The sequence below is a fragment of the Leptolyngbya boryana PCC 6306 genome, from assembly GCF_000353285.1.
Taxonomy (GTDB): domain Bacteria; phylum Cyanobacteriota; class Cyanobacteriia; order Leptolyngbyales; family Leptolyngbyaceae; genus Leptolyngbya; species Leptolyngbya boryana.
In genome coordinates this window covers 5,248,462-5,270,823 of record NZ_KB731324.1, presented here as the reverse complement: position 1 = coordinate 5,270,823, position 22,362 = coordinate 5,248,462, and the positions used below count along the sequence as shown (strand labels likewise).

Annotated in this window: 20 protein-coding genes and 1 riboswitch; of the genes, 10 read left to right on the top strand and 10 right to left on the bottom strand. The window is 47.5% G+C overall.

Going from position 1 to position 22,362, the window contains the following annotated elements; genetic code table 11:
- Positions 1-110: 110 nt before the first annotated feature.
- Positions 111-3,104: an L-glutamate gamma-semialdehyde dehydrogenase gene (gene pruA, locus LEPBO_RS0126380; RefSeq protein WP_017290594.1), complete on the bottom strand. Its 2,994-nt coding sequence runs from the start codon at positions 3,102-3,104 to the stop codon at positions 111-113.
- Positions 3,105-3,641: 537 nt separating this feature from the next.
- Positions 3,642-4,307 carry an SDR family oxidoreductase gene (locus LEPBO_RS0126375; protein WP_017290593.1) on the bottom strand — a complete coding sequence of 222 codons (666 nt, stop codon included), beginning with the start codon at positions 4,305-4,307 and terminating at the stop codon, positions 3,642-3,644.
- A 242-nt stretch (positions 4,308-4,549) separates the two neighbouring features.
- Here LEPBO_RS0126375 and LEPBO_RS0126370 point away from each other — a divergent pair, with 242 nt between their 5' ends.
- The 4 genes from LEPBO_RS0126370 to LEPBO_RS0126355 all read left to right on the top strand — a co-directional run bounded on the left by LEPBO_RS0126370 (position 4,550) and on the right by LEPBO_RS0126355 (position 8,454).
- Positions 4,550-5,020, top strand: a complete 471-nt coding sequence (locus LEPBO_RS0126370) for a DUF4385 domain-containing protein (protein WP_017290592.1) — start codon at positions 4,550-4,552, stop codon at positions 5,018-5,020.
- Positions 5,021-5,351: 331 nt separating this feature from the next.
- On the top strand, positions 5,352-6,410 hold the full coding sequence (locus LEPBO_RS0126365) for a hypothetical protein (RefSeq protein ID WP_017290591.1): 1,059 nt from the start codon (positions 5,352-5,354) through the stop codon (positions 6,408-6,410).
- Positions 6,411-6,509: 99 nt separating this feature from the next.
- Positions 6,510-7,292, top strand: coding sequence for an ABC transporter ATP-binding protein (locus LEPBO_RS0126360; protein WP_017290590.1), 783 nt, complete (start codon positions 6,510-6,512; stop codon positions 7,290-7,292).
- Between the two features lie 7 nt (positions 7,293-7,299).
- Entirely contained in the window at positions 7,300-8,454 is a 1,155-nt protein-coding gene (locus LEPBO_RS0126355; protein WP_017290589.1) for an MlaD family protein, read from the top strand.
- On the opposite strand, the gene LEPBO_RS0126350 is transcribed toward LEPBO_RS0126355, so the two are convergent.
- A complete protein-coding gene (locus LEPBO_RS0126350; RefSeq protein WP_197693232.1) occupies positions 8,451-8,846 on the bottom strand; it encodes a PadR family transcriptional regulator in 396 nt (131 codons plus the stop codon). The genes LEPBO_RS0126355 and LEPBO_RS0126350 overlap by 4 nt on opposite strands.
- Positions 8,847-9,572: 726 nt before the next feature.
- Here LEPBO_RS0126350 and LEPBO_RS0126345 point away from each other — a divergent pair.
- The 5 genes from LEPBO_RS0126345 (at position 9,573) to LEPBO_RS0126325 (ending at position 12,459) form a co-directional block, all read left to right on the top strand.
- Positions 9,573-9,812 (top strand): hypothetical protein, encoded by a 240-nt coding sequence (locus LEPBO_RS0126345; protein ID WP_017290587.1) that lies wholly within the window; start codon positions 9,573-9,575, stop codon positions 9,810-9,812.
- Positions 9,813-9,874: 62 nt separating this feature from the next.
- Entirely contained in the window at positions 9,875-10,924 is a 1,050-nt protein-coding gene (locus LEPBO_RS0126340) for a spore photoproduct lyase family protein (protein WP_017290586.1), read from the top strand.
- Between the two features lie 43 nt (positions 10,925-10,967).
- A complete protein-coding gene (locus tag LEPBO_RS0126335) occupies positions 10,968-11,495 on the top strand; it encodes a LapA family protein (protein WP_017290585.1) in 528 nt (175 codons plus the stop codon).
- A gap of 12 nt (positions 11,496-11,507) precedes the next feature.
- Positions 11,508-12,086 (top strand): shikimate kinase, encoded by a 579-nt coding sequence (locus LEPBO_RS0126330; protein ID WP_239741228.1) that lies wholly within the window; start codon positions 11,508-11,510, stop codon positions 12,084-12,086.
- Entirely contained in the window at positions 12,076-12,459 is a 384-nt protein-coding gene (locus tag LEPBO_RS0126325; protein WP_017290583.1) for a RidA family protein, read from the top strand. The genes LEPBO_RS0126330 and LEPBO_RS0126325 overlap by 11 nt, the downstream gene beginning before the upstream one ends.
- A gap of 238 nt (positions 12,460-12,697) precedes the next feature.
- Here the strand turns inward: LEPBO_RS0126325 and aroA are convergent, their stop codons facing one another.
- From aroA to LEPBO_RS0126290, 6 genes are all read right to left on the bottom strand, one after another.
- The gene (gene aroA, locus LEPBO_RS0126320) at positions 12,698-14,065 is read right to left on the bottom strand and encodes a 3-phosphoshikimate 1-carboxyvinyltransferase (RefSeq protein WP_017290582.1); all 1,368 of its coding nucleotides are present in this window, start codon (positions 14,063-14,065) and stop codon (positions 12,698-12,700) included.
- Positions 14,066-14,120: 55 nt separating this feature from the next.
- Positions 14,121-15,716 carry a cation:proton antiporter gene (locus tag LEPBO_RS0126315; RefSeq protein WP_017290581.1) on the bottom strand — a complete coding sequence of 532 codons (1,596 nt, stop codon included), beginning with the start codon at positions 15,714-15,716 and terminating at the stop codon, positions 14,121-14,123.
- Positions 15,717-15,830: 114 nt separating this feature from the next.
- Positions 15,831-16,454 carry a universal stress protein gene (locus tag LEPBO_RS0126310; protein WP_197693233.1) on the bottom strand — a complete coding sequence of 208 codons (624 nt, stop codon included), beginning with the start codon at positions 16,452-16,454 and terminating at the stop codon, positions 15,831-15,833.
- Positions 16,455-16,570: 116 nt separating this feature from the next.
- Positions 16,571-16,695, bottom strand: a riboswitch (cyclic di-AMP (ydaO/yuaA leader).
- A gap of 343 nt (positions 16,696-17,038) precedes the next feature.
- Complete coding sequence (locus LEPBO_RS40375) at positions 17,039-17,353, bottom strand: hypothetical protein (protein WP_017290578.1); 315 nt, start codon at positions 17,351-17,353, stop codon at positions 17,039-17,041.
- 226 nt (positions 17,354-17,579) lie between these two features.
- Positions 17,580-18,479 carry a DMT family transporter gene (locus LEPBO_RS0126295; protein ID WP_017290577.1) on the bottom strand — a complete coding sequence of 300 codons (900 nt, stop codon included), beginning with the start codon at positions 18,477-18,479 and terminating at the stop codon, positions 17,580-17,582.
- The gene (locus tag LEPBO_RS0126290) at positions 18,476-19,969 is read right to left on the bottom strand and encodes a phytoene desaturase family protein (RefSeq protein ID WP_017290576.1); all 1,494 of its coding nucleotides are present in this window, start codon (positions 19,967-19,969) and stop codon (positions 18,476-18,478) included. The genes LEPBO_RS0126295 and LEPBO_RS0126290 overlap by 4 nt, the downstream gene beginning before the upstream one ends.
- 89 nt (positions 19,970-20,058) lie before the next feature.
- On the opposite strand from LEPBO_RS0126290, the gene LEPBO_RS0126285 reads away from it, so the two are divergent.
- The gene (locus tag LEPBO_RS0126285; RefSeq protein ID WP_017290575.1) at positions 20,059-20,376 is read left to right on the top strand and encodes a DUF1825 family protein; all 318 of its coding nucleotides are present in this window, start codon (positions 20,059-20,061) and stop codon (positions 20,374-20,376) included.
- A 36-nt stretch (positions 20,377-20,412) separates the two neighbouring features.
- Here LEPBO_RS0126285 and LEPBO_RS0126280 read toward each other — a convergent pair whose 3' ends face one another.
- Entirely contained in the window at positions 20,413-22,320 is a 1,908-nt protein-coding gene (locus LEPBO_RS0126280; RefSeq protein ID WP_017290574.1) for a transglycosylase domain-containing protein, read from the bottom strand.
- Positions 22,321-22,362: the final 42 nt, after the last annotated feature.

Sequence of the window (22,362 nt, the reverse complement as noted above, 5' to 3'; positions counted from 1 at the left end):
CATAACAGACCGATAGGGGAGTGGGGGAAGGGGGAGAGAAGTTCTTACTCCCCACTCCCCCAAATTCATGCGCTTGACAACTAGCCCACGCCCCTAACCTACACACATCATTATTCCGCTCCTTCGATCGGCGCAAATCCTTGCCGCTGAACGTTTTCCGTCACCACTCGCGGCTCTAGGAACTGAAGCAAATAATCGACTCCACCTGCTTTCGAGCCAACCCCTGAGAGCTTAAAGCCTCCAAACGGTTGCCGAGCCACGATCGCGCCTGTAATGCCGCGATTGATATACAGATTTCCGACCTCAAAATCAGCTTGTGCCTGCTCAATATGCGATGGCGTGCGCGAATACAATCCCCCGGTCAACGCATAAGGCGTACCATTCGCTAAATCCAAAGCTTCTTGGAACGAACTTGCTCGCATCACAGCAAGTACTGGCCCAAAGATTTCTTCTTGAACTATTTTTGCGTCTGCAGAAACATCTGTGATGATTGTTGGGCCTACAAAGTAACCTCCTTCTGGAACAGGCATCTTTAATACAAGTGTTCCTGCCCTTTCACCCCATTCAATGAATTTTTGAATGCGATTCTGAGCTTCCTTATCAATCACAGGACCAACTTTCGTACCCGGTAATTCAGCTTCTCCAATGTTCAGAGATCGAGTTGCCTCGACCAATCTTGACAAGAATGTCTCATACACAGGTTCAAGCACGATCGCTTTAGAACACGCCGAGCATTTCTGCCCACTATATCCAAACGCAGACTGCACAACCCCCTGAACCGCTTGATCTAAATCTGCGCTCTCATCAATGATTACTGCATTCTTCCCGCCCATTTCAGCGACCACTCGTTTGAGGTGCTTTTGTCCAGGCTGTAACACGGCTGCATCCTTGTAAATCTGGCATCCGACCGCTTGCGATCCAGTAAACACAATCATATGCACATCAGGATGTTTGACAAGATGCGCGCCCACGGTATGTCCTTTGCCTGGAATAAATTGGAACACTCCCGCTGGAATGCCTGCTTCTACTAAAATCTCTGCAATCTTGGCAGCAATCACAGAAGAAGTCTCGGCAGGTTTCAACAATGCACAGTTACCCGTGACCAAAGCAGCAACAGTCATACCAACCGGAATTGCTAATGGAAAGTTCCAAGGAGAAATGACTAGAACAATGCCGCGAGCGTGATAGCGATAGTGGTTTGTTTCACCGGGGAAATCGTAGTCCACGCCCCGATCGAGGCGTTCCATCTCATCAGCATAGTAGTTACAGAAATCGATCGCTTCTGAAACCTCGCCGTCTCCTTCCTTCACAGGCTTACCGACTTCGTAAGTCATCCAAGCAATCAATTCCTCTCGACGTTGCTCGAAAAGATTGGCAGCTTTGCGCAGAATATGAGCACGTTCTTGAGCAGAAGTCCGTTTCCAGGCTGGAAAAGCAGCTTTCGCAGATGCGATCGCGTCTTCTGCTTGGTCAACGCTGATCAGCCCAATTGTGCCAACCGTCTCACTAAAACGCGATGGATTCTCAGATTTCAGCTTCTCAGCCGTTTCTACAAACTCGCCATTGATCAAAGGCAGGTAAGTTTGTCCAAACTGCTGACGAACTGATTTCAAAGCAGATTGAATGCGATCGCGTTTTGCTCGATCGGCATAGTCCGTATCGGCTGCATTCTCAAACTTGTCGAGCGCTTTGAGTTGAGAAGGTTCACCGACTTGAGGAGCCGCAATCAAATCCTCGATCGGTCTTTCTTCTAAGTTCTGCCGCAAAAATGAACTATTTGCAGTATTTTCGAGCAATCGCCGAATCAAATACGACATTCCCGGAATCAGTTCACCGTAAGGACAGTAAACTCGAACTCGATAGCCTTGTTCTACAATCGCTTTCGCAAGTTTATCGCCCATGCCGTAAAGGGTTTGGAATTCGATCCGAGATTTCGGAATTTCTAAAGCAGTCGCGATCGCTAACGCATGAGCTTGCGATCGCACATTATGGCTACCAATTGCCGCATTCAAAACCTCATGATTTTCGAGCAGCAATTCTGTCAAGCGTTCATAGTTCGCATCAGTCTCAGCTTTATCGTTAAAAACGGGCTGTTGCCAATCTTTCTGAACCGCTTTGATGGTTTCTTGATCCCAGTAAGCCCCTTTGACTAAGCGCACTGTGATCGGTGTGCCTCGCTCCTTCGCCCAATCAATCAACCCTTGTAAGTCGGCTTGACTGTCGCGCAAGTAGCCTTGAATCGTCATGCCCACATCAGAGCGCGATCGAAACTCTTCTTCTAAAAGCAACGCCTTCAAAGTCTCTAGCGTCAAATCTTTGTAAGCATACTGCTCCATATCAAAGTGAACGGCTGCTCCTAGCTCCTTCGCCCGACGCAGCAAAGTTCTAGCACGATCGGCAACCCGCACCTGACTTCCTGCCTCATCCAACGGGTCAAACTGCGAGTAGAATGCGGTCAACTTCACAGACACTTGCACCTTCGGCAATGGTTGCCCATCCGCGAAGTCAATTTGCTCAACTTTCGACCAAGATTTTGAGGCTTCGGTCAATTGCTCAAGCAACTCTAAGTAGCGATCGAGATAAGACTGTGCCTCCGCCTCCGTAATCACTGCTTCACCTAACAGATCGACCGTAAACGCCATTTTTTCTTTGCGTAGTCGCTCGATCGTTTTCAGCACTTGTTTCAGGTTTTCGCCTGAAATATATTTATGCGCCAATGTCTCAACCGCAGTAGAAAGCGTCGTTGCGGCAAGCTGTCCCGGCATCGAATCAGCATTGGCAAAATTCAGCAGACCTTTTAACGCTGCAGGTAATTCGACCGTCTGATCGCTCATATATTCCTGCAAATGCCGCGCGATTTCTGGCTTACTGCGGAGCGCAGGCAAACAATCAATTAACCGAAACAACTGCACTCGCAATCCTGGGTTACTCATTGCCCAGCCGAGCAACTTATCATCCCACTGCATCTGATCGCGGACTTGAGCAAACCAAGATCTCGATTCGCGAGTTGCTCGCAGCAATTGTCTCGCGATCGCTTGCGTTTGAGATTCATAATGCTCTCGCGAACCTGTGCCCAAGGCATCTCCAAAAGCTTGACTCACCATAACCTAACTGACTCCAATCGAAAAATCTGGGAAATGTGCAGGGAAAGTATCCAGTCTCCTACTGATCTATTCTCGAATCTGTCAGGAGCGTCACAGTCGGGATGGATGAAAAAGGTTTACAGTTCCCAAACAAAGTTTGACTTCGTTTACAGTTCGTAATTCGCTCTCATTGGAGATTCTGGCTGTAATTGTTTAGTTGTCAACTGCTCATAGTGGCAGAGTGGAGAGTAGCAACCATGATTTTAGATCTTCACTCTATCGCCCTATCCGATTGAATGGAGTGAACTACTAACTTCTATCTTCAAAGCAGACAAGATTGAAATCAGTGGACTGAAACTCAATGAAGAAAATGTTTTAACTGGTTGTTAGTCCCAGAGCGGACTTCGCACGGTTAGTCCCGAATTCATTCCGGGGCGGGTGAGCAACGAAGCGAGAGAACTTGCCGAATTGATGTTGAATTACACCCATCTACATGCCACGGCAGAACTTCCCCAGAAGCGAGAGAACTTGCCGAATTGATGTTGAATCACCCTCTACTTACCACGGCAGCACTTCCCCGTTAGAATGCCAAAACGTCCCTGTATTGTCTAATGAAAGCTGTTCGATTCGCTGCAATAGTCCTTTAACAGAGGTTTCTGGAGTAATCCCGTTTACGGTAAAGTTTGTCATTCGGGTTTGCACTAAACCAGGATGCAAAATTGCGACAGCAATGCCTTGAGGCTTGAGATCGTGAGCCAGTGATTTTCCTGCCATGGACAAGGCAACTTTTGACATCCGATAACCATAAGAACCGCCAGACGTATTGTCTGAGATCGACCCCATTCGGCTTGTCATCAGCGCAATTTTAGAGCCTGACTTGAGCAAAGGCAGCAGTGCATGAGTCAATCTTAGCGGCGCGATCGCATTCACTTCAAACTGCTCTCGGATACTCGCAACATCTAGATGACTGAGGTCAATTCGTTTGGCAATTGCCGCATTGTTGATCAGAACATCGATCGTCATTTCACCTAAGCGCGATCGTAACTCTGCGATCGCAGATTCTGAGGTGAGTTCAATCCCTTCTTCAACTCGAATCCCTAGCTGCCGCAATTCTTCAGAAGCAGTTCGACAAACTGCAATCACCTCATGACCTTGCGCCTGTAATTGACGGCAATATTCATATCCAATGCCTCGATTTGCGCCTGTCACCAAATAAGTAGCCATACACTTAGAGGAACACGTCTAAAACTTATTCATAGCCTACCTGAAATCGGTGTTTTCCAGCTTGTTCTATAGCCGCCCTAGATTCAGTTGTGAAGTAAGAAGTTGTTCCCTTAGTAACTCCCCAATCCCCACTCTTTTGAGCCTTTACACTCAAACCGGATTGCTATAAATCTCTCTCAGTTGGTCGATTCGCTAACTTTAGACATCGTGTAAACCTAAATCGTTAGCTTAAGATTCAATTCATGCAAGAGTTTGATTACTCACTGGACTTTAAAGCGATCGACTTTCGCCAGCATCCCGAACTGTATCGTATGGGTCGAGGTGAGCAAGGCGTATTGCTCGTTGAACCCTACAAAAGCGAGATATTGCCGCACTGGAGATTCAAAACGCCAGAGATTGCTCGTCAATCTGCAGACGCAATTTATCAACTCTTTCTCAACTACAAAGCTCAACAAGATTTTGTGGGCATGGACATGGCGCGTAAATTTCTACAGATGGGGTATACGCGCGCTCGACGCTATGCAAATCACAAATCAGGAAGAAAGTATGACAAAGACGCTCAAGTCGTTCTGCCTCGCGTCGAAGATCCAGTGAAAGCCGAATCCGCTCAAATTTTCTACGAAAAATGGCAGCTTGCTAAAACTGATTCACTCTATATTGAACTGCGCGATCGCCATCGAAAACAGTCTGCTGAAGCGCAAGTTTTAGACTGAAAAAGCCGACTTCCGACAGCCCCCACTCCGCATTCTGGTTCTGGCTAAAAAACTGCCTTAACTCAGGTTCTCGATCGCGATAGCATTTGAATACACCGATTCGTTCGTACTTTACATTTCAGATCTCCATTGTGCATCTAAACTGAATAAAAATAAATTTATTACGTAAGCGGATTATTTAGTCCGCCGCAAACAATCAAACAGACAGTACAATGGGCAGACTAAATAGAGTGGAATCACCCCACACCTGAGCCATCCTGAATTTCAGACGAGTTCGGGACGGCTCTATATTTAAAAAACACTCCAGTCAAGTTACTAAAAGGAATCTCTGATGCAATCTTTCCTCTCGATCGATGATCTTGAAGCCGCCTCTCAAGAAACACTTGTCCTTATGGATACGCGGCGAGAAATACAGCAAAGATTAGAGCAATACTGTAATCGCTTAGAAGATCTTAAACGCGGCTTCGATGAAAAAGGCATTTTAGAAGGCGATACTCAAGCACGCAACACTTATGAACAATTAGTCATAGCCATTCGACATTACCGCAGCCAGATCCAAAACGATCTCCCTGAACTCTCTCGCCGCTTGATCGAAGCCCGACAATCCCTCGAAGAAAACGGCGAAAACACAACCGATATCGACTTCATCAAGCAAGTGATCGAAGAACGGCGGGAAGAACAAGCACAGCGCGAATACGAAGCGCAAATGAGCCGACACCAAGCCGAAAAACTCACCCAAGAACGACACGAAACTGCCGAACAACTTCTCGATCGCATTAGAGAACAGACCAGCTATTATGATGCCTCTTACTTAGCTATGGACGTTTATCACTATCGAGAGGATTTGAAAGGAGTCGATCGCTTAGATGAAGTCGTAGAGTTTCTGTTTAATCGCGTTCAAGAGTTAAGCGACAAACCAATTACCCTGCAAGGCACTGCCATCCAGAAGCTAAAAATCATGGATGCACATGCCCGCAAACTCTGGGCACAAGCGCAATCCGAACCCAAAGCAATCCTCGAAAAAAAGCCGAAACCTGAAACGGACATCGAAGAAAAAGAACAAAAAGAATCTTATACGCACTTACGCGGCAAAGTCGTTGTCTTTGGGGGACACACGACAACACGCACTTATGTAAAAGAAAAGTTACCGAAAGTTTATTTTGTCTGGTCAACGGTTGAGGATGGCTTACTGATTGTCGATCAAGCCGTGCAGCAGATTCAAACCGCCGATGCAGTGCTCTTACTCACCGATGACACCAGCCACGCGGTCACCCGCAAAGCCATGACCGAACTGCGACGCTTGAAAAAACAACCGATCGAACTGCATCACGAAGGCGTGAACACGATCGTCGAAAAAATCGCCTGGAAACTAATGTTCAAATCTTGTTAAGCCAATTTCTGCATCTGTCCTAACGGATCGGACACAAGAATCGCTATTTTGGTATTGGTATTGCACAATGGCGATAATCGATCGCACTTTAGGACAGGCATGGCTGATCCATTGATTGAATTAAAAGGTGTCAGCAAACGATTCGGGGACAATGCCGTTCTCGATCAGGTCGATTTAACCGTTTATCGTGGAGAAGCCCTTGCAATCATCGGACCCTCCGGCACTGGAAAATCTACAGTTCTACGAATTATGGCAGGACTGCTTGCCCCTGATTCGGGAGAGGTCTATATCGGCGGTAAACGGCGGAAAGGACTGATCGAAGATGCGGCTGATCCACTACACATCAGTATGGTGTTTCAACAAGCAGCGCTATTTGACTCGCTGAATGTTGAGGAAAATGTTGGATTTTTGCTGTATCAACATTCCCGGCTGCCTCGCCAAAGAATTCGCCAACTCGTTGAAGAACGCCTAGAAATGGTTGGATTATCCGGCATCAGTCAACGATTTCCCGCTGAGCTTTCGGGTGGGATGAGAAAACGAGTCAGTTTTGCGCGGGCAATCATGGCAAATCCTGATAATCCTAACGATACACCAGACGTACTGCTGTATGATGAGCCGACCGCTGGACTCGATCCGATCGCATCAACAGTGATTGAAGATTTAGTACGATCGCTACAATGTCCGAAGCGGGGATGTCAAAGTTATGTGATGGTGACGCACCAAGAGAGTACAATTCGGCGCACCGCCGATCGAGTTTTATTTCTCCATCGCGGGCAGGTGCAATGGGAAGGCAAAGTCCATGAAATCGACACAACCGATGAGCCATTGATTCGGCAGTTCTTTAGTGGCAGTGTAGAAGGACCAATTCAGGTATTAGGGTAGAGGGGTTATGCGATCGCGAACGGTTCGAGAAGGATCAGTAGGCTTAATGATTTTGGCAGGCGTGGGACTGTTTGGCGGTCTAGTGCTCTGGCTGAAGGGACTGAATCCTGCTAATCGAAGTTTTACCGTAGTAGCAGAATTCGAGACAATCAACGGCGTTCAGGTCGGGAGTCCAGTCCGTTACCGAGGAGTCAATGTCGGGAGAATCTCTAACATTGCAGCTGGCGCAAATGGAGTCGAAGTGAAGCTAGAAATTGCACCAGCGGATTTAGTGATTCCCAGAGACTCAACGTTGAGTGTGAATCAAACCGGGCTACTCGGGGAGACTGTTTTAGACATTTCGCCACTCAAAGATCTCGTAGCGACTGCTGAACCAGGTAAACCCTTGGATCGAGATTGCAATCGAGATTTAATTCTGTGTGAAAACTCTCGCATTCAAGGAGTGATGGGAATTAGCACTGACGAACTCATTCGAGCGACGATCAAATTTGCAGATGTGTATAGCAATCCGCAATTTACAGGCAACATCAATGCTCTGACCAAAAATAGTAGTGTTGCAGCAGCGGAAATTGCTCAACTGAGCCGCGAAGTGACGGGCTTAGTTAAGTCTGCACGTCAAGAAGTTGGCACATTTTCAGCAACTGCCAGATCCATTAGTAATACAGCCGATCGAGCAACTTTAACCATTACTCAAATTAATGATCTGATTGCCGCGAATCGATCGACCCTCGTTTCCACCTTAGACAATCTCAGTGCAACGAGTAGTGAGCTTCGCACGAGCGTCGTTCGGCTCAGCCCGATTTTGAACCGAGTTGAAAGCAGTCAGCTCATCAACAACTTAGAAACCCTGTCTGCGAATGCCGTGCAAACCTCTGCAAACTTGCGGGATATCTCCGTGACCTTAAACAACCCCGCAAATATCACCATGCTTCAACAAACATTAGATTCAGCACGGGCAACCTTTGAAAACACTCAGAAAATCACCTCTGACTTAGATGAACTGACCGGTGATCCGCAGTTAAGAGACAATCTGAAGCGCCTGATCAATGGTTTAAGTGGTCTAGTTTCTTCAACGCAGCAATTGCAACAGCAGGCTGACATCGCTCAAATTTTGGCAGCGCCTAAACCCATCGCATACCCAACTCCGACTCCTTCTCCCTAAGAATCTCCTGTCTCGATCGGATGGTTTAGCACGTACTCCCGCCACAGCGTAGAAAGTTCCTCGGCTTGGGGTCGAGCTGAGGAGGAAAGCTGATACATTCGGCGTGGACGACCTCGCTTTTCTGGCTTTTTCCAATAACTACTGACGAGTCCTTCTTTCTCTAGAAACCGCAGCGAACTTTGCAAAATTGTGTCAGAGAGTCGATAGCCCGGATAGTTCTGTTTTAAAGACTGAACAAACTCAGTCCCATAAGAGTCGCTTTCAACCAAGATCGACAACAGGTAACAAACCGTCAATTGCTGATTGAGGAAAATCACCTGCGGCGTTTGGAAGAATCGGTAAATGTCTTGCAGGGTGAAGGGGCGTTGAGCATCCATCGTTTGAATGTCCATGATTTGGAGAGCTACCGTCGAATAGAGTTACACTGGGCTAGGCATTATCATTGCCAATTGCGGAAAATTTCGGAGAAAGCAAGACAATCCCAATTTGTCTGAGTGATAGCCTTGGAGTTTGGAGTTCAATTGCCAATCTGATCGATGGTCAAAGCAGATAGATTGTGATCTCATCCTCATTCCTGACACATCTCGATCGCTGACTGCAATCGAACCTACAGCCTCAGACTTTTTTCCGGCTAGAAGAATATTAAGTGCAGTAAGGTTGGTCAGATGATCAAAAACGCTCTGGAAAGCGTCTCTAATTTTGTAGTATGTGATACAAAATAGCTGCACTTATCCTAGCAGACGAACGGGAGTATTCCCCTGCTCAATGATCAGAATGATCTTTTACTCAACCCAGACATTTCTTAGAACAATTTCCATGAAGCATCAGCTTTAACATTTCTACTAAAAGGTTGTTATCAATCCCCCAATCGGGTGAGAGCGTTTAGATTTTAGCAGAATATTTTTGCAATCAGCCTAATCATTCTCATCGATTTAATACAGGATTCATGAGGCGGACTCGGAAATTGTGCAACCGTAAGTTTTGACCTGTCACGCAGCTATCGCCGTTAAGAGAAGAACAGCCCGAGAAATTATCTTGATCATCGAACCCTTTCTTCAGTCTTTAGAGAGATGAAGCGATCCCTGATATGCTATACGCAGCGATTCACGGAGAAGGAAATGTCAATCGTTGTCGATTTAGAAATGTCAGACACAGAGTACTTAGAGTTACTGACTCAAGGACGCAATCCGGTGTGTGAGCAAATTTATACTCAGCAACTAAGCAGCTATGGCTTTAGTTTGATCGAAGCCAAACAGCTTGCACCTTTGTTTGAAAAAGCAGATTGTTCGATCGCTGAAAAAATTGCCGTCAATTGCGCCCTCAAACAAGTGTGGAACCACCTGATCAAACTGGCGTAAAACCCGCCACCCTCGCTGAATTTAGCCTTGCCATAATAGAGAAGTAGCAAGCATGAATCAGCATGGTAGCGAGTCCCGTTTTAGCCCGCGAATCGAAGCTTTGGATGCCTGATCGAGTTCTCTTTACACCCGCTGCATTAGATGAACCGTGGGGACAACAGATTTTAGAGCGAGTTCAAAGCTTAGATTTACCGATTGAAGAACTTCCCAAAAACCGTTTGACTGGCTTGCGTGGAGAAGATGATCGTGAGACCTACAGCATTGCGAAACGAACGTTAGCGATCGTCACCGCTCCTCAAAGTCAACTCAAGCTCAGTCCGATCCCACCTTCTGCCGATTGGCAGTTTCATCTTGCAGAAGGCTGCCCTGCGCATTGCCAGTATTGTTATCTCGCTGGCAGTTTATCAGGGCCACCTGTGATTCGAGTGTATGCAAATCTCCCTCAGATTTTGGATAACTTAGCTCGATACGAGCATCCTAATCGTGAGACGAGCTATGAAGTGAGTTGCTACACTGATCCGCTGGGGATTGAGCATCTCACGGGCAGCTTAGCCGAGTGTATTCGTTACTTCGGTACACGCCAAGATGGCTATCTGAGATGGGTTTCTAAGTTCAGTCATGTGGAAGGCTTATTAGATCTGCCTCACAATGGACATACGCGCTGTCGAGTCAGCGTGAATGCTGCACCCGTGAGTCAGCGCTTAGAAGGCGGCACAGCTTCTGTCGAGGAGCGCTTGCAAGCCCTGAGACGATTAGGTTTAGAAGGCGGTTATCCTTTAGGCATTGTGATCGCACCGATTATGCCGATCGATGATTGGCAAGCGCATTACACACAGTTACTCGATCGCATGTCTGAGCTGATTGACTTCGATTGTGACTTGACCTTTGAACTGATTTCTCATCGCTTTACACCTGGCTCGAAGCAAGTCCTCCTAAGTTGGTATCCGAATACGAAGTTAGATCTCGATGAGTCTGCGCGAGTCGTGAAGCGGAATAAATTCGGTGGCATGAAATATGTATACGATGCGAAGACGATGCGCGAATTGCGACAGTTCTTTGAGCGAGAATTAGCACGGCGATTTCCACATGGGAAAATTCTGTACTGGACATAAGCTCAATACGCTAAGCTGATAGCGTAGATCGTGGGTTTTGCTCATGGCTCTTTTACGCTTTGTCTTTATCCTTGCGGTAGCAGGCATTCTGGTTATCTTCACGCTGTCAAATTCAACAGTGCCGATGTCGATCGTATTTCTAGGAGTGCGATCTCCCACGATGCCACTGTCGTTGTGGATTTTAGGTGCGATCGCGCTTGGGATTGCAACGACAATCATCATCAACTTCCTGTTTGGATTAACACGATTTGCAGCGCGTCGATCAGAACGTAAAACGGTTCGGCAATCGACAAAACCCGCAGGCGTTTACACCTACGGTCAACAATCCCCTCCCTCGAAAAGCGAGGATGCGGACGATTGGTTTAGTGATGGGAGTGATGATTGGGGAGAGACACCGCGCAATCGTCCTCGGCAAGAGTTCGAGAAGCGTCAAGAACCGACTACAGAAACACGATCTGGGTCGTCGTACTCCTACACCTATCGCGAACCTACTACACCGCCGGACGTTGTGGATGCAGACTATAAGGTGATCAAACCACCGACTCGAAATTTGGATGAGGAAGAGTTCTAAATGTTAAACGGGGTGAGTGTTTTTCTCATTGGCATGATGGGAGTGGGAAAAACGACGATCGGGCAATTATTAGCACAGCGCTTGAACTACGAATTTCTCGATACGGATATGTTTATCGAGCAAGCGACTGGGCAAAGTGTTTCGACCATTTTTGCTGAATCTGGAGAAAGCATTTTTCGGCAACTCGAAACGGCGACGCTATCTCAGGTTTCTTCACGGTTGAGAAAGGTTGTTGCAACCGGAGGCGGAATTGTTGTGGCTCCAGATAATTGGAGCTATTTGAAGCATGGCGTAATTGTTTGGTTAGATTTACCCGTTGAGCAGATCCAAAAGCGTCTGAGTGATGACACGACTCGCCCTTTACTTCAGCAGCAAGACTTAGGATCACGTTTAAACCAGCTTTTATCTGAACGTCGATCGCGCTATGCTCAAGCCGACATTCATATCTTGATCCAGCCTGATGAAACGCCTGATCAAATTACAGAACGAGTTTTGAGAGCGATCGCGCAAGAATGCGATCGTAAACGTCAAATGGATGAAGCGATTCAACAGTTGAACAAGGAGATGCCCTTCCAAACCAATGCAGATTGAACGCAAAAATTATCCTCATCTCGACAGACCCCTAGGTGCGTATGTGCATACCGTACGCCACGGTGACTTACTGTTTATTTCGGGCTTAACCGCGTTCAATACGCCTGCACAAGACGAAGATCTAATCGCTCAGGCTGAAGTGATTCTCGAACAGATGCAAGGCATTCTCGAAGCAGAAAAGACGAGCTTTCAAGGATTACTCAAAGTCACGATATTCGTTACCGAGCTAGGACAACTGAGTCAGCTTAGAACTGTTTTATTTCGCTACTTTGAACAGCACTTGCCTGCAAGTTCCCTTGTACAAGTCGAGAGCCTTTTTGTGCCAGGGTTGAAAATCGAGGTTGAAGCGATCGCAGCACTCACCGCTGCGTAAAGCAATTCCACCTGTAAATTTTGGGTTGATCATTGATTGCGCTTTCCCGCCCGTGATTGAAAATCACGGTCTAACCGTGCGAAGTCTCTAAAGAGACTACCAGAATATAGCGATTCAGTCCGTTCAGGGACTTTGCACAGTTAGCACGGGGTTTAAAACCCTGTGCGGGAGAGTGAGATCGACAAATCAACCCGAAATTTACAGGTGGAAGCAATTTCCGAGATTCTCCGAAAATTTATCAACCTAACCCCGTAACCCGCTGCAATGTCGGCGTGAAATCTGGATACGAAATCGCTGCCGCCTCTGCCCGATGAATCGTCGTCGTTCCCGCAGCATTCAACGCCGCGATCGCTAAACTCATCGCAATCCGATGATCCGTATAGCTATCCACTTCAGCCCCTTTCAGAGGCGTTCCACCTGTAATTTCCATTCCATCCGGGAGTTCTCGAACCGAAGCTCCCATCTGATTTAGCTGCGTCGCCATCACAGTAATGCGATCGCTCTCTTTCACACGTAACTCTTCCGCATCTTTAACAATCGTGGTTCCCTCGGCAAATGCCGCTGCCACTGCCAGAATTGGAATCTCATCAATCAATCTTGGAATCACATCGCCTGAGATTTCACAAGCTTTCAATGCACTATGCCGCACCCGCAAATCTGCTACAGGTTCGCCTGCAACTTCCCGCTGATTTTCCAAGGTAATATCAGCTCCCATGCGCTCGAGAATTTCTAAGACACCCGTTCGGGTTGGATTCACCCCAACATTCTCGATCGTCAAATCTGACCCAGGTACGATCGCCCCTGCAACGAGCCAAAATGCGGCTGAGCTAATATCTCCCGGCACAACAACCGTCTGCCCGGTCAATTGAGACTGTCCGGTTACGGTCACACTATTGGTTTCAGGGTCAACGGTTAAATCTGCTCCAAACGCCCGCAGCATCCGTTCACTATGATCGCGCGACAAGGCTGGCTCGGTGACGGTTGTTTTTCCTTGCGTCATTAATCCAGCAAGTAAAACGCAGGATTTCACTTGAGCAGACGCGATCGGCGAATGGTAATGAATCGGTTTCAAAACCTGCCCCTGAATGGCTAAAGGCGCGAGCGAATTTTGCTTGCGTCCCCAAATCTGTGCGCCCATTTGCTGAAGGGGTTTCACGACACGAGACATCGGACGCGATCGCAATGATCCATCTCCGGTTACGGTAAAAAATCGATCCGGATGCGATGCCAAAATTCCGAGCATTAATCGTAAGGTTGTGCCAGAATTTCCCGCATCTAAAACATCCACAGGCTCGACTAAATTGCCCAGTCCAATTCCCTTGACTCGCACCTCTTCCGTGTTCAACTCCGAGATTTCGGCTCCCATCGCCCGAAAACAACTAGCTGTGCTTCTTGGATCTTCTCCTAAAAGCAATCCGTGAATAACGGTTTCGCCTTGAGCCAAAGCGCCCAACATTAACGCCCGATGCGAAATCGATTTATCTCCTGGAACCCGAATTCGACCTTGCAACGCCAGTCCCGCACTCGGGCGCTGAATCACAAGATCGTGGTGAGCATCGGTGACATGAAGCGCGATCGCTTCACTGTACGGGTTCGCAGAAGTCATAACACAATAAAATTACAGACAGCATTCGCTATCATCCGTTAATGCAGCTTTAGCGTCAATCATCCTCAACCTTCAACAACTGCTCATCGATCGCTTTCAATCTGCCTTTCACAACTTCCTCAGACAAAATTCGCTTACGCAACGCATCATTCAAGGCATTTTTTTCCGCTAATAACAACCGTCGCTTCACTGCATCAAACCGAGATGCCTGAAAGGTAAGGACAGTAGATTTCTCCGAGCGACGATTGTAAAAATCTCGCAGCGATCGCTCGGCCGCTGCCACTTTAATTTGATAGCTCGATCGCAATTCCTCATATACTGACTTCGGCAAAACCCCACTTTTGAGCAAGGTGTCGAGTTCATCCTGCGCTGCTTTTGCCGTCATTAACTGCGATTGCAATCCTTCGACCCACTCTTGCACCTCGGAACGATGAGCCAACTTCAATCGTTGAACAATAAACGGCAATCCCACCCCTTGCACAACCAGCGATAACAACACCGACCCAAACACGATCGCAATCAGCGATTCTCGCCCCGGAATACTCGATGGCAAACTTAACACCAAAGCCATCGACAACGAGCCTTTAATATTGCCCAAAAACAGCACGTGTTGCCACTTGAGCGGAATGGGTCGATCAAACACTCCTACCAATGCGAGTAGGGGATACACTGCCAACATCCGCCCAATCTGATATGCCAACACAGCCAGCAAGACCGCAGGCAAAATTCGCCCCAACGTATCTAATCGCAGCTCTAATCCAATCAGCAGAAAAATAAACGTATTGACTCCGAATCCCGCATACTCCCAAAAGCTCAGTACCGTGATCCGACTCGATGCCGAAACCTTGCGCGATCGCTCCAAGTTTCCCAACATCAAACCCGCAATCACGACTGCTACCACACCCGAAACATGCAGAAATTGACCTAATTGAAATGCACTCAGCGCGATCGCCACAGTCAACAAAATACTGCTGAGTGGATCATCTTCGGATTGCAAATACAATTCCACTCCCAAATACCCCAGAACCAAGCCAACCGCGAGTCCGCCAACAATCACGACCACCAACTCGCGAATCCCATCAGTCAGCGCAAGGCTACCAGTCGAATTAAATTTCAAAACCAAACTGAACAGCACCAGCGCAATGCCGTCGTTAAATAGGCTTTCTCCTTCGACGATCGTGATCAGTTTGGAGGGAACTTCCACCTCTTTAAACACGGCAATCACCGACACTGTGTCCGTAATCGCCAAAATCACTCCAACCAACAGCGCTGGAATCCACTCCAATGCCAAGCCAAATTTTAGTCCGATCGCCGTAATTCCAACTGCGATCAGCACACCCGGACCTGCGAGCAGCAAAATCGGCTTCAGCGTACTTCTTAACCGACTAATATCAGTATTAATCGCTGCCTCAAACAGCAAAATGGGCAGAAACAAATTAATAATCAGCGCTGAATCTAATCCAACTTTTCGAGGCAGAAATTCCGCGATCGCGACTCCTGCCAGCACCAATCCCGTCACATAAGGCACTCTTAACCGTCGCGACAGCAATGCCACAATCGTCGCCACCAACAGCAAAATAATCAGTACCGTCACTAACTGCGCGAACTGACCCTGATCACCCACCGCGATCGCTAATATTTTTCCTGTCATAAGTTCTGAGCTGCTACCCCAACGCCACTAAAAACCATACCTTTCGTTGGGGAACTAAGCTTACTTTTTGAACCAGGCGATCGTCTAAATCTCCGCGATCGCCGATGGTTCACCCTAATCTTCCAACACAGACGGAATTCCCAACACTGGACAGGGGAACTGCACCCCCAATTGCCTCACCAGCGGATGGTCGCCTGTATCACATCCCAAAATCAACAGCGAAGCCTTCTCAGCCTCGACAACTTCCTTCAACTCTTTTGCAACACGCCCAAACCGCAAATGCGTCTTCAGGGAACCGCGCCATTCTTCCGCCATACAGCGCGCATTCCATAAGATGCGATCGGCTTGCTCAAACAGTTCCGCCATCCCAAACTGCGGACTTGCCATCGTTTCTAATTCCGCGATCGCAGTTCGGCTGGTCTGCCACTCATTTCCCGCTTCTTTTTTCGAGCGTTTCGAGGTGCTATTAAAAACCGGAATCCGGTTCATCACGCCATCATCAATCACATACACGACTTGAACCGTCACCTGTTTACCCGTTGCCAAGCGTGTTTGGTGAGCAATCCATAATGTCAGATCCAGCGCCGTCTGACTACTCGGCGAATGAGAATAACCAACGACCAGATTGATTTCTGGCTCCTCGGCATGACTTGTACCTGCCATCAGCAGCATTTTCTGAACCAAATCAGTCCGTCCAAGCGTGCCTTGGAGCCGTACGAGCATCGAATGAATATTCACGAGTTTGAAACCTCTCCTAACTACACAGGGCTGAGAGGTGGGTGAGGGATTTTTGACGATCGCAGATAGACGATCGAAATTCAGGACACCATAATCGCAGAGAACTGCGTTCTGGAGAATCCTCCCAATGCTGACGGAGTTAGCTGACGGGCTAAGACTGGAAGGTGTCTTTCTCAAACGGGTGTTTGAGATTCGCCCCAAAAATTGGTTCCTCCGTTTTGAATTCAAGCACCCTAAAAAGGGCTTAGATTCAAATTAAGCGACCCACAGATTGACTTCCCTAAAGTGTTGACAAAAGCACCCACAACAAAAAACCAGGTACTCTGGTTTGATCTTGCTGTTGGCTAATTTAATACGGACATGCGAGAAAGAACTGCTACTTATAAGACAAAACGAGGGACGTAAGCGAGTCAGCCTCGGTAGCAGAATCATTGCCATTATAACAACTGGTACTGGAGCGTACCATTTTCCTCACATATTGTATTGTTCTTGACAGCAAATTTCTTCCATTTCCACCTTTAGTATTTTCTAAATGCAGCCGCTTTGTCTTCTCTCACGAGATACAGATTGGTTGCAAATGTCACTCAGTTGTTCGAGAAATTAGAACAGGGAAAATCTTCGGGTGGCGTTAAGGATTGGATTTTCGGAGCCGTTAACATTTTTTGATAGAGTCTTGCGGCACGGCTAGAACGCTTAAATTTATCCAGAAGTTCTAAGTAAGCGAAGGGGAGAACGATGACCCAAAATAGACACGCGATCGCAATCACTAAGCCTGATATCCGTTGCTCTTTCTTGGTTAAATCATCTTGATCATGACGGAAAAATTCGAGCCAGCTAATGAAGAGAACTGGCATCACGGCTACGTAAAATAATCCCGAAACCACTAACAAAACTTGCATAAACAACTCTTTCCTCAAACATTGACGTTGCTAGGAATTGAAATCGTAGCGACCCCGTGTTAGTCCCGTAGCTTTCCTCCTCTAGAGATACTATGCAGTTCTGAATATCTGCGTTAGCAAAATCACTGAATGTTGTTCTATAGATTTATGAAAGACATTGTTACACGGCATCGTATCACGTTGTAAATGTTACCCAGCATCACCTGTTACCTACCAGTGATTAAAATCATTGACGCTGAAACAATAAACCCACTCCCAACAGCGCAATCAGGACACCCATGACAGATCGTATGCTAACGCGATCGCCCAAAATCCGAGTTAAGGGTATGACAAATAAGGGACTGGTACTACTCAAGGCTTGTGCGATTCCGGTTGCAGCGAATTTCAGAGACGTTTGCTGAAGTAAAATTCCTAAATAAGTACTCACGAATCCCGTTGTTGCAATCACGACAAACAATCGACGATTTTGTACGGGTTTAACCAGTTCAACCGATTGGCGTTGCAGCAAGATCCAGATGAGCAGTGCGATCGTACCGCCTAAAAGCCGAATTAATGTACTCCAGAGTGAGTCAATTTCAGAACTGACCAGTGCGGCTCTTGACATAACGGCACCTGTTGCCTGTCCGATCGCGGCTAGCAGTCCGAATAGACTGCCCCGAAGCGGACGGAAATTTTCGTGAACATCAGAAGCCCGTTCTAAGATCACCCAAACGACTCCGACAATCGTCAATCCAATCCCAAGCCAAGCCGTGGTTGAAATCTGCTCTTTGAGAAAAAGCAGGGCAAACACAGCAGACATAGGAGGTGCAAGAGTTTCAAATAAAAGGGTTCTTCTTGCGCCGATGCAATTGAGCGCGTTGAAATAGGCAGTGTCACCGAAGCCAATGCCGATCGTGCCGCTGAGAAAGAGCAGGAGAAAATGAGCAGGATCGATCGAGGGAATATTCCGCTGAGTGAGGAGTAAGGTCAGGATGAGCAAAACGATCGCAATCCAGCCCTTGGTGAAATTCAAAGCCAGCGGCTTGATTTGCCGTCCAACGCCCGTATAGACGATCGAGGCAGTTGCCCAGATCAAAGCAGCCATCAGCGCAGCAATTTCACCTCGAAATTGAAGAAAAAAAGTCAAAGTAAATCAACCAATTCAAGTGTTTGAGCCGGATCGACGAGTGTATTCGCGCAGAGAATTCCCGAAGCCGCAACAGCAGGCACACCAATTCCGGGCATGGTGCTATCTCCAACTCGGTAGAGATTCTCAATTGGCGTATAACAACTCGGAAATAATCCTTGTCCAGCAGGAATTCCGGCTCCGTATGTGCCTTGATATCGTCGCAAATATCGCGCATGAGTCAGCGGAGTTCCAATCAGTTCCAAGACGATGCGGGATTTCAAATCTGGAATGACTTTCTCAACGGCACGAAATAGCGACTGCGATCGCTGATGTTTTTTCTGCTCATACTCGGCATTTCGCGCCCAACCTTCAAAAGGTTCTAACGTGTAAGCATGAACAACGTGATGCCCATCTGGAGCAAGCGTCGCATCCCAAACCGAGGGAATCGAAATCATGCAGGTATTTCCAGGAGTCGTGATGTCTCGATCGTCATGCACGACCACATGATGACCTGTCAAACCTTCTAAACCATCTGAACGAATTCCAAGATGTAAGTGCATAAAACTCTCGATCGCTGGCGTTTTGAGTGCGTCTTGAGTATTCGGCAGGGGATCTAAAAGTTGCGAATAGGTATCCCAAATTGTGGCGTTAGAGATGACGATCGCTGATTTTAATTCTTCGCCATTTCGCAACCGCACGCCTCGAACTTTGCCGGATTCCACGAGAATTTTCTCGACATGCGTACCCAATCGCAGCGATCCGCCCCATTTTTTCAAGCCTCGCACCAGCGCATCGACGATCGCGCCACTTCCCCCAATCGGATAGTCAATTACAGAGTTCGTCCGCTCTCCAAACATAAAGGCAACTTCAGGCGCGATCGTGCCGTGAGCCTTTAATCCAGACAATAGGAAACATTCCAAATCGATGAGTCTTCGCACCCAAGGATCACGAACCGTTTGATCCATCAAATCGCCAACAGAAGCTTGAATCATCCCCAAATTCGGGAGCAATTTCAGCAACGAAGGAAGATAACGACTCAACAAAAGCGGGGCTAATTTCCAATCGCTGCGTAGAGCGAGCGTTGGAATTCCGCGTAAGCCTTCGTAGAGTTTGAGAAACCGTTTTTCAAGTTCGACAAGCTCGATCGCACCTTGAGGAGAAATGTTCGCGATCGCCGATCGATATTTTTCTAAATTTCCATACACCGGGAGAGTCGCATCTGGAAAATGATAATGACCAAACGGATCATAAGGAATCGCTGCGACGGGTTCTTCTAACACCGCTAAAACTTGGCGCAGCGGATTGACTGAATGGGCATCGCTCAACCCGCAGTAAAACGATGCCCCAGAATCAAAATGAAATCCTTGCCGCGAAAAGCTGTGAATTGCGCCGCCTGGAATAGTATGGCTTTCACAGACCACCACCGACTTTCCATATCGAGCCAATAATGCCCCTGCGACCAGTCCACCAATTCCACTCCCGATTACGACAATCTCTGTATCGTGCATATGAATGTTCCAAGTAGTGTTTCCACTACTTAACGAGTGTCAGCCCTTGTGAATAAAATGAACTCAAGTATTCTCGTGATTTTAAGACAATGTCATTTTTTGATTCCGAGATCGTTCAAGAAGAAGCTAAGAATCTTTTTCAGGATTATCAATCTCTAATCCAACTAGGCAGCAGCTATGGCAAGTTCGATCGTGAAGGCAAAATCATGTACATCGAACAGATGGAAGCCATTATGGATCGCTACAAAGTTTTTATGAAACGCTTTGAGCTATCCGAAGATTTCTCTGCTCAGATGACAGTTGAGCAACTGAAAACTCAGTTAGGTCAGTTTGGCATGACTCCACAGCAAATGTTCGATCAAATGCAGCAAACCTTGAATCGGATGAAATCCCAAATTGACAAATAAAGCGGGTCGGGCAAACTGCCCAACCCCAAGAATTTGTTACGGTTTTTCAAAGTCCGACATGGGGCGGAACTTCTCAACAGGTACATCCTGCAACGCTTGAGACATAAAATCTCGCCAAATTGGAGCGACAAACGTTCCTCCCGTTGCACCCTGTCCTAGCTGCGAGTAGTTATCGTTTCCGACCCAAACTGCTGTTGCAAGCTGAGGCACATATCCCACAAACCAAATATCGCGCTCTGAAGAAGTTGTTCCCGTCTTTCCGGCAGCAGGACGACCAATTTGGGCTGCAGTTGCTGTTCCGCGCGTGATTACACCTTGTAGAGTGTCATTCAGAGCAGCAGATGCCCAGGAATCAAGCACTAGTCTTGGTTTCGGCGTGTTGTCTAAAATCACATTGCCACTGCTATCTGCAACTTGGGCGATCAAGGTCGTATCTGAATACCAGCCATTGTTTGCGAAGGTTGCATACGCACTCGCCATTTCTAGCGGCGTCAGGTCAACGGCTCCTAATGGCAAAGAGATCACAGGATCGATGGGGCTTTTGATACCAATACTTCGGCAGATCTCAACGACTTTATTTAAGCCGATTTCTTGACCCAGCTTGACCGCAGGGACATTTCGCGACTGCTCTAGCGCGCGGCGTAGCGTCATCGCTCCACCAAAACTACGATCGTAGTTTTGCGGATAATACATTTCATATCCATCTGGATATCCCACTGGCGCATCTAGGATCGTTGCATCGGGAGAATATCTGCCGGAGGCAAAAGCCGCGTAGTACACAAACGGTTTAAAGGCTGATCCAGGTTGGCGAAGGGCTTGAGTTGCCCGGTTATATTCGCTCTTCTTCGCATCGACTCCACCCACCATCGCTTTGATAAACTGCGTCCGGGGATCGACTGAAACGATCGCCATCTGGTCGGCATACACCCCTTGGTTATTCAAGGTACTAATCCATCGACGGGCAGTATCTTCAGCAGCCCGCTGCATCTTAGAGTCGATCGTGGTTTGAATGCGCATCCCACCTTTGAGCACTGCATCGCGCCCGAATCTACGTGTGAGTTCTTTCGTGACCTCATTCGTAACATAGGGCATCTGACTGGTCTGGAACGAGGTGATTTTGCCAAGTTTAATCGGCTGTTTGCGAGCGGCAGTTTCCTCTTCAGCCGTAATCCAGCCCAGTTCTCGCATCCGATTGAGCACATCGCCTTGACGGGCTTTTGCCGCTTTCAGATCGACAAAGGGGCTGAGATCTTCCGGCGATTGAATCAAGCCTGCCATCATCGCAGATTCAGCTAGATTCAGCTTCGATACATCTTTGCCAAAATAACTTCTTGCAGCGGTTTGAGCGCCGTAGTTGTTATGTCCCCAATAAATCTGGTTTAGATACATTTCCAAGATTTGGTCTTTCTTGAAAATCTGCTCAACTCGCAAAGATAGAACGGCTTCTGCCACTTTGCGGCTGATCGCACGCTTCGGGGACAGAAATAGGTTTTTCACAAGCTGCATGGTCAGCGTCGAGCCGCCTTCAACCGTGCGTCCTGTCGTGAAATTCGCCATCGTGGCTCGGGCGATCGCGCCGCCATTCACCCCACGGTGTGAATAGAAATAACTATCTTCAATGGCAATCACAGCCCGTTTGAGATGAGGAGAAATTCCATTGAGGGGAACCACTTCTCGATTTGCCTCACCGTGAATACTGGCAAGCATTTTGCCCTTGATATCGTAAATATGAGTGGTTTCGCTCGGTTTGTAGCCTCGCAGCGATCGCACGTCAGGCAAGTTGCGAAAACTGATCGCAAGTCCGACCAGTCCACCTGCAATCACCGAACTTGACAGCATCGTAATCGCAAGTAGCGTTCCTCCTGTCACTTTGCCGATGGATTGAACAAATTCTCGGGTGGTTTCAGGTTGGCGCTGCTTTTGTCTTAAGGTGTTAGACGACACGGCAAACTCTCTTTCGTAAAAGTGGGGTTCGATGCTTGGATG

What these genes read in the sequence shown, in the direction of transcription:
- LEPBO_RS0126360 (WP_017290590.1), top strand. Translation starts at nt 6,510, where the DNA reads ATGGCTGATCCATTGATTGAATTAAAAGGTGTCAGCAAACGATTCGGG.
- pruA (WP_017290594.1), bottom strand. Translation starts at nt 3,104, where the DNA reads ATGGTGAGTCAAGCTTTTGGAGATGCCTTGGGCACAGGTTCGCGAGAG.
- aroA (WP_017290582.1), bottom strand. Translation starts at nt 14,065, where the DNA reads ATGACTTCTGCGAACCCGTACAGTGAAGCGATCGCGCTTCATGTCACC.
- LEPBO_RS0126290 (WP_017290576.1), bottom strand. Translation starts at nt 19,969, where the DNA reads ATGCACGATACAGAGATTGTCGTAATCGGGAGTGGAATTGGTGGACTG.
- LEPBO_RS0126370 (WP_017290592.1), top strand. Translation starts at nt 4,550, where the DNA reads ATGCAAGAGTTTGATTACTCACTGGACTTTAAAGCGATCGACTTTCGC.
- LEPBO_RS40375 (WP_017290578.1), bottom strand. Translation starts at nt 17,353, where the DNA reads ATGCAAGTTTTGTTAGTGGTTTCGGGATTATTTTACGTAGCCGTGATG.
- LEPBO_RS0126315 (WP_017290581.1), bottom strand. Translation starts at nt 15,716, where the DNA reads ATGACAGGAAAAATATTAGCGATCGCGGTGGGTGATCAGGGTCAGTTC.
- LEPBO_RS0126345 (WP_017290587.1), top strand. Translation starts at nt 9,573, where the DNA reads ATGTCAATCGTTGTCGATTTAGAAATGTCAGACACAGAGTACTTAGAG.
- LEPBO_RS0126375 (WP_017290593.1), bottom strand. Translation starts at nt 4,307, where the DNA reads ATGGCTACTTATTTGGTGACAGGCGCAAATCGAGGCATTGGATATGAA.
- LEPBO_RS0126350 (WP_197693232.1), bottom strand. Translation starts at nt 8,846, where the DNA reads ATGGACATTCAAACGATGGATGCTCAACGCCCCTTCACCCTGCAAGAC.
- LEPBO_RS0126325 (WP_017290583.1), top strand. Translation starts at nt 12,076, where the DNA reads ATGCAGATTGAACGCAAAAATTATCCTCATCTCGACAGACCCCTAGGT.
- LEPBO_RS0126355 (WP_017290589.1), top strand. Translation starts at nt 7,300, where the DNA reads ATGCGATCGCGAACGGTTCGAGAAGGATCAGTAGGCTTAATGATTTTG.
- LEPBO_RS0126340 (WP_017290586.1), top strand. Translation starts at nt 9,875, where the DNA reads ATGGTAGCGAGTCCCGTTTTAGCCCGCGAATCGAAGCTTTGGATGCCT.
- LEPBO_RS0126335 (WP_017290585.1), top strand. Translation starts at nt 10,968, where the DNA reads ATGGCTCTTTTACGCTTTGTCTTTATCCTTGCGGTAGCAGGCATTCTG.
- LEPBO_RS0126285 (WP_017290575.1), top strand. Translation starts at nt 20,059, where the DNA reads ATGTCATTTTTTGATTCCGAGATCGTTCAAGAAGAAGCTAAGAATCTT.
- LEPBO_RS0126365 (WP_017290591.1), top strand. Translation starts at nt 5,352, where the DNA reads ATGCAATCTTTCCTCTCGATCGATGATCTTGAAGCCGCCTCTCAAGAA.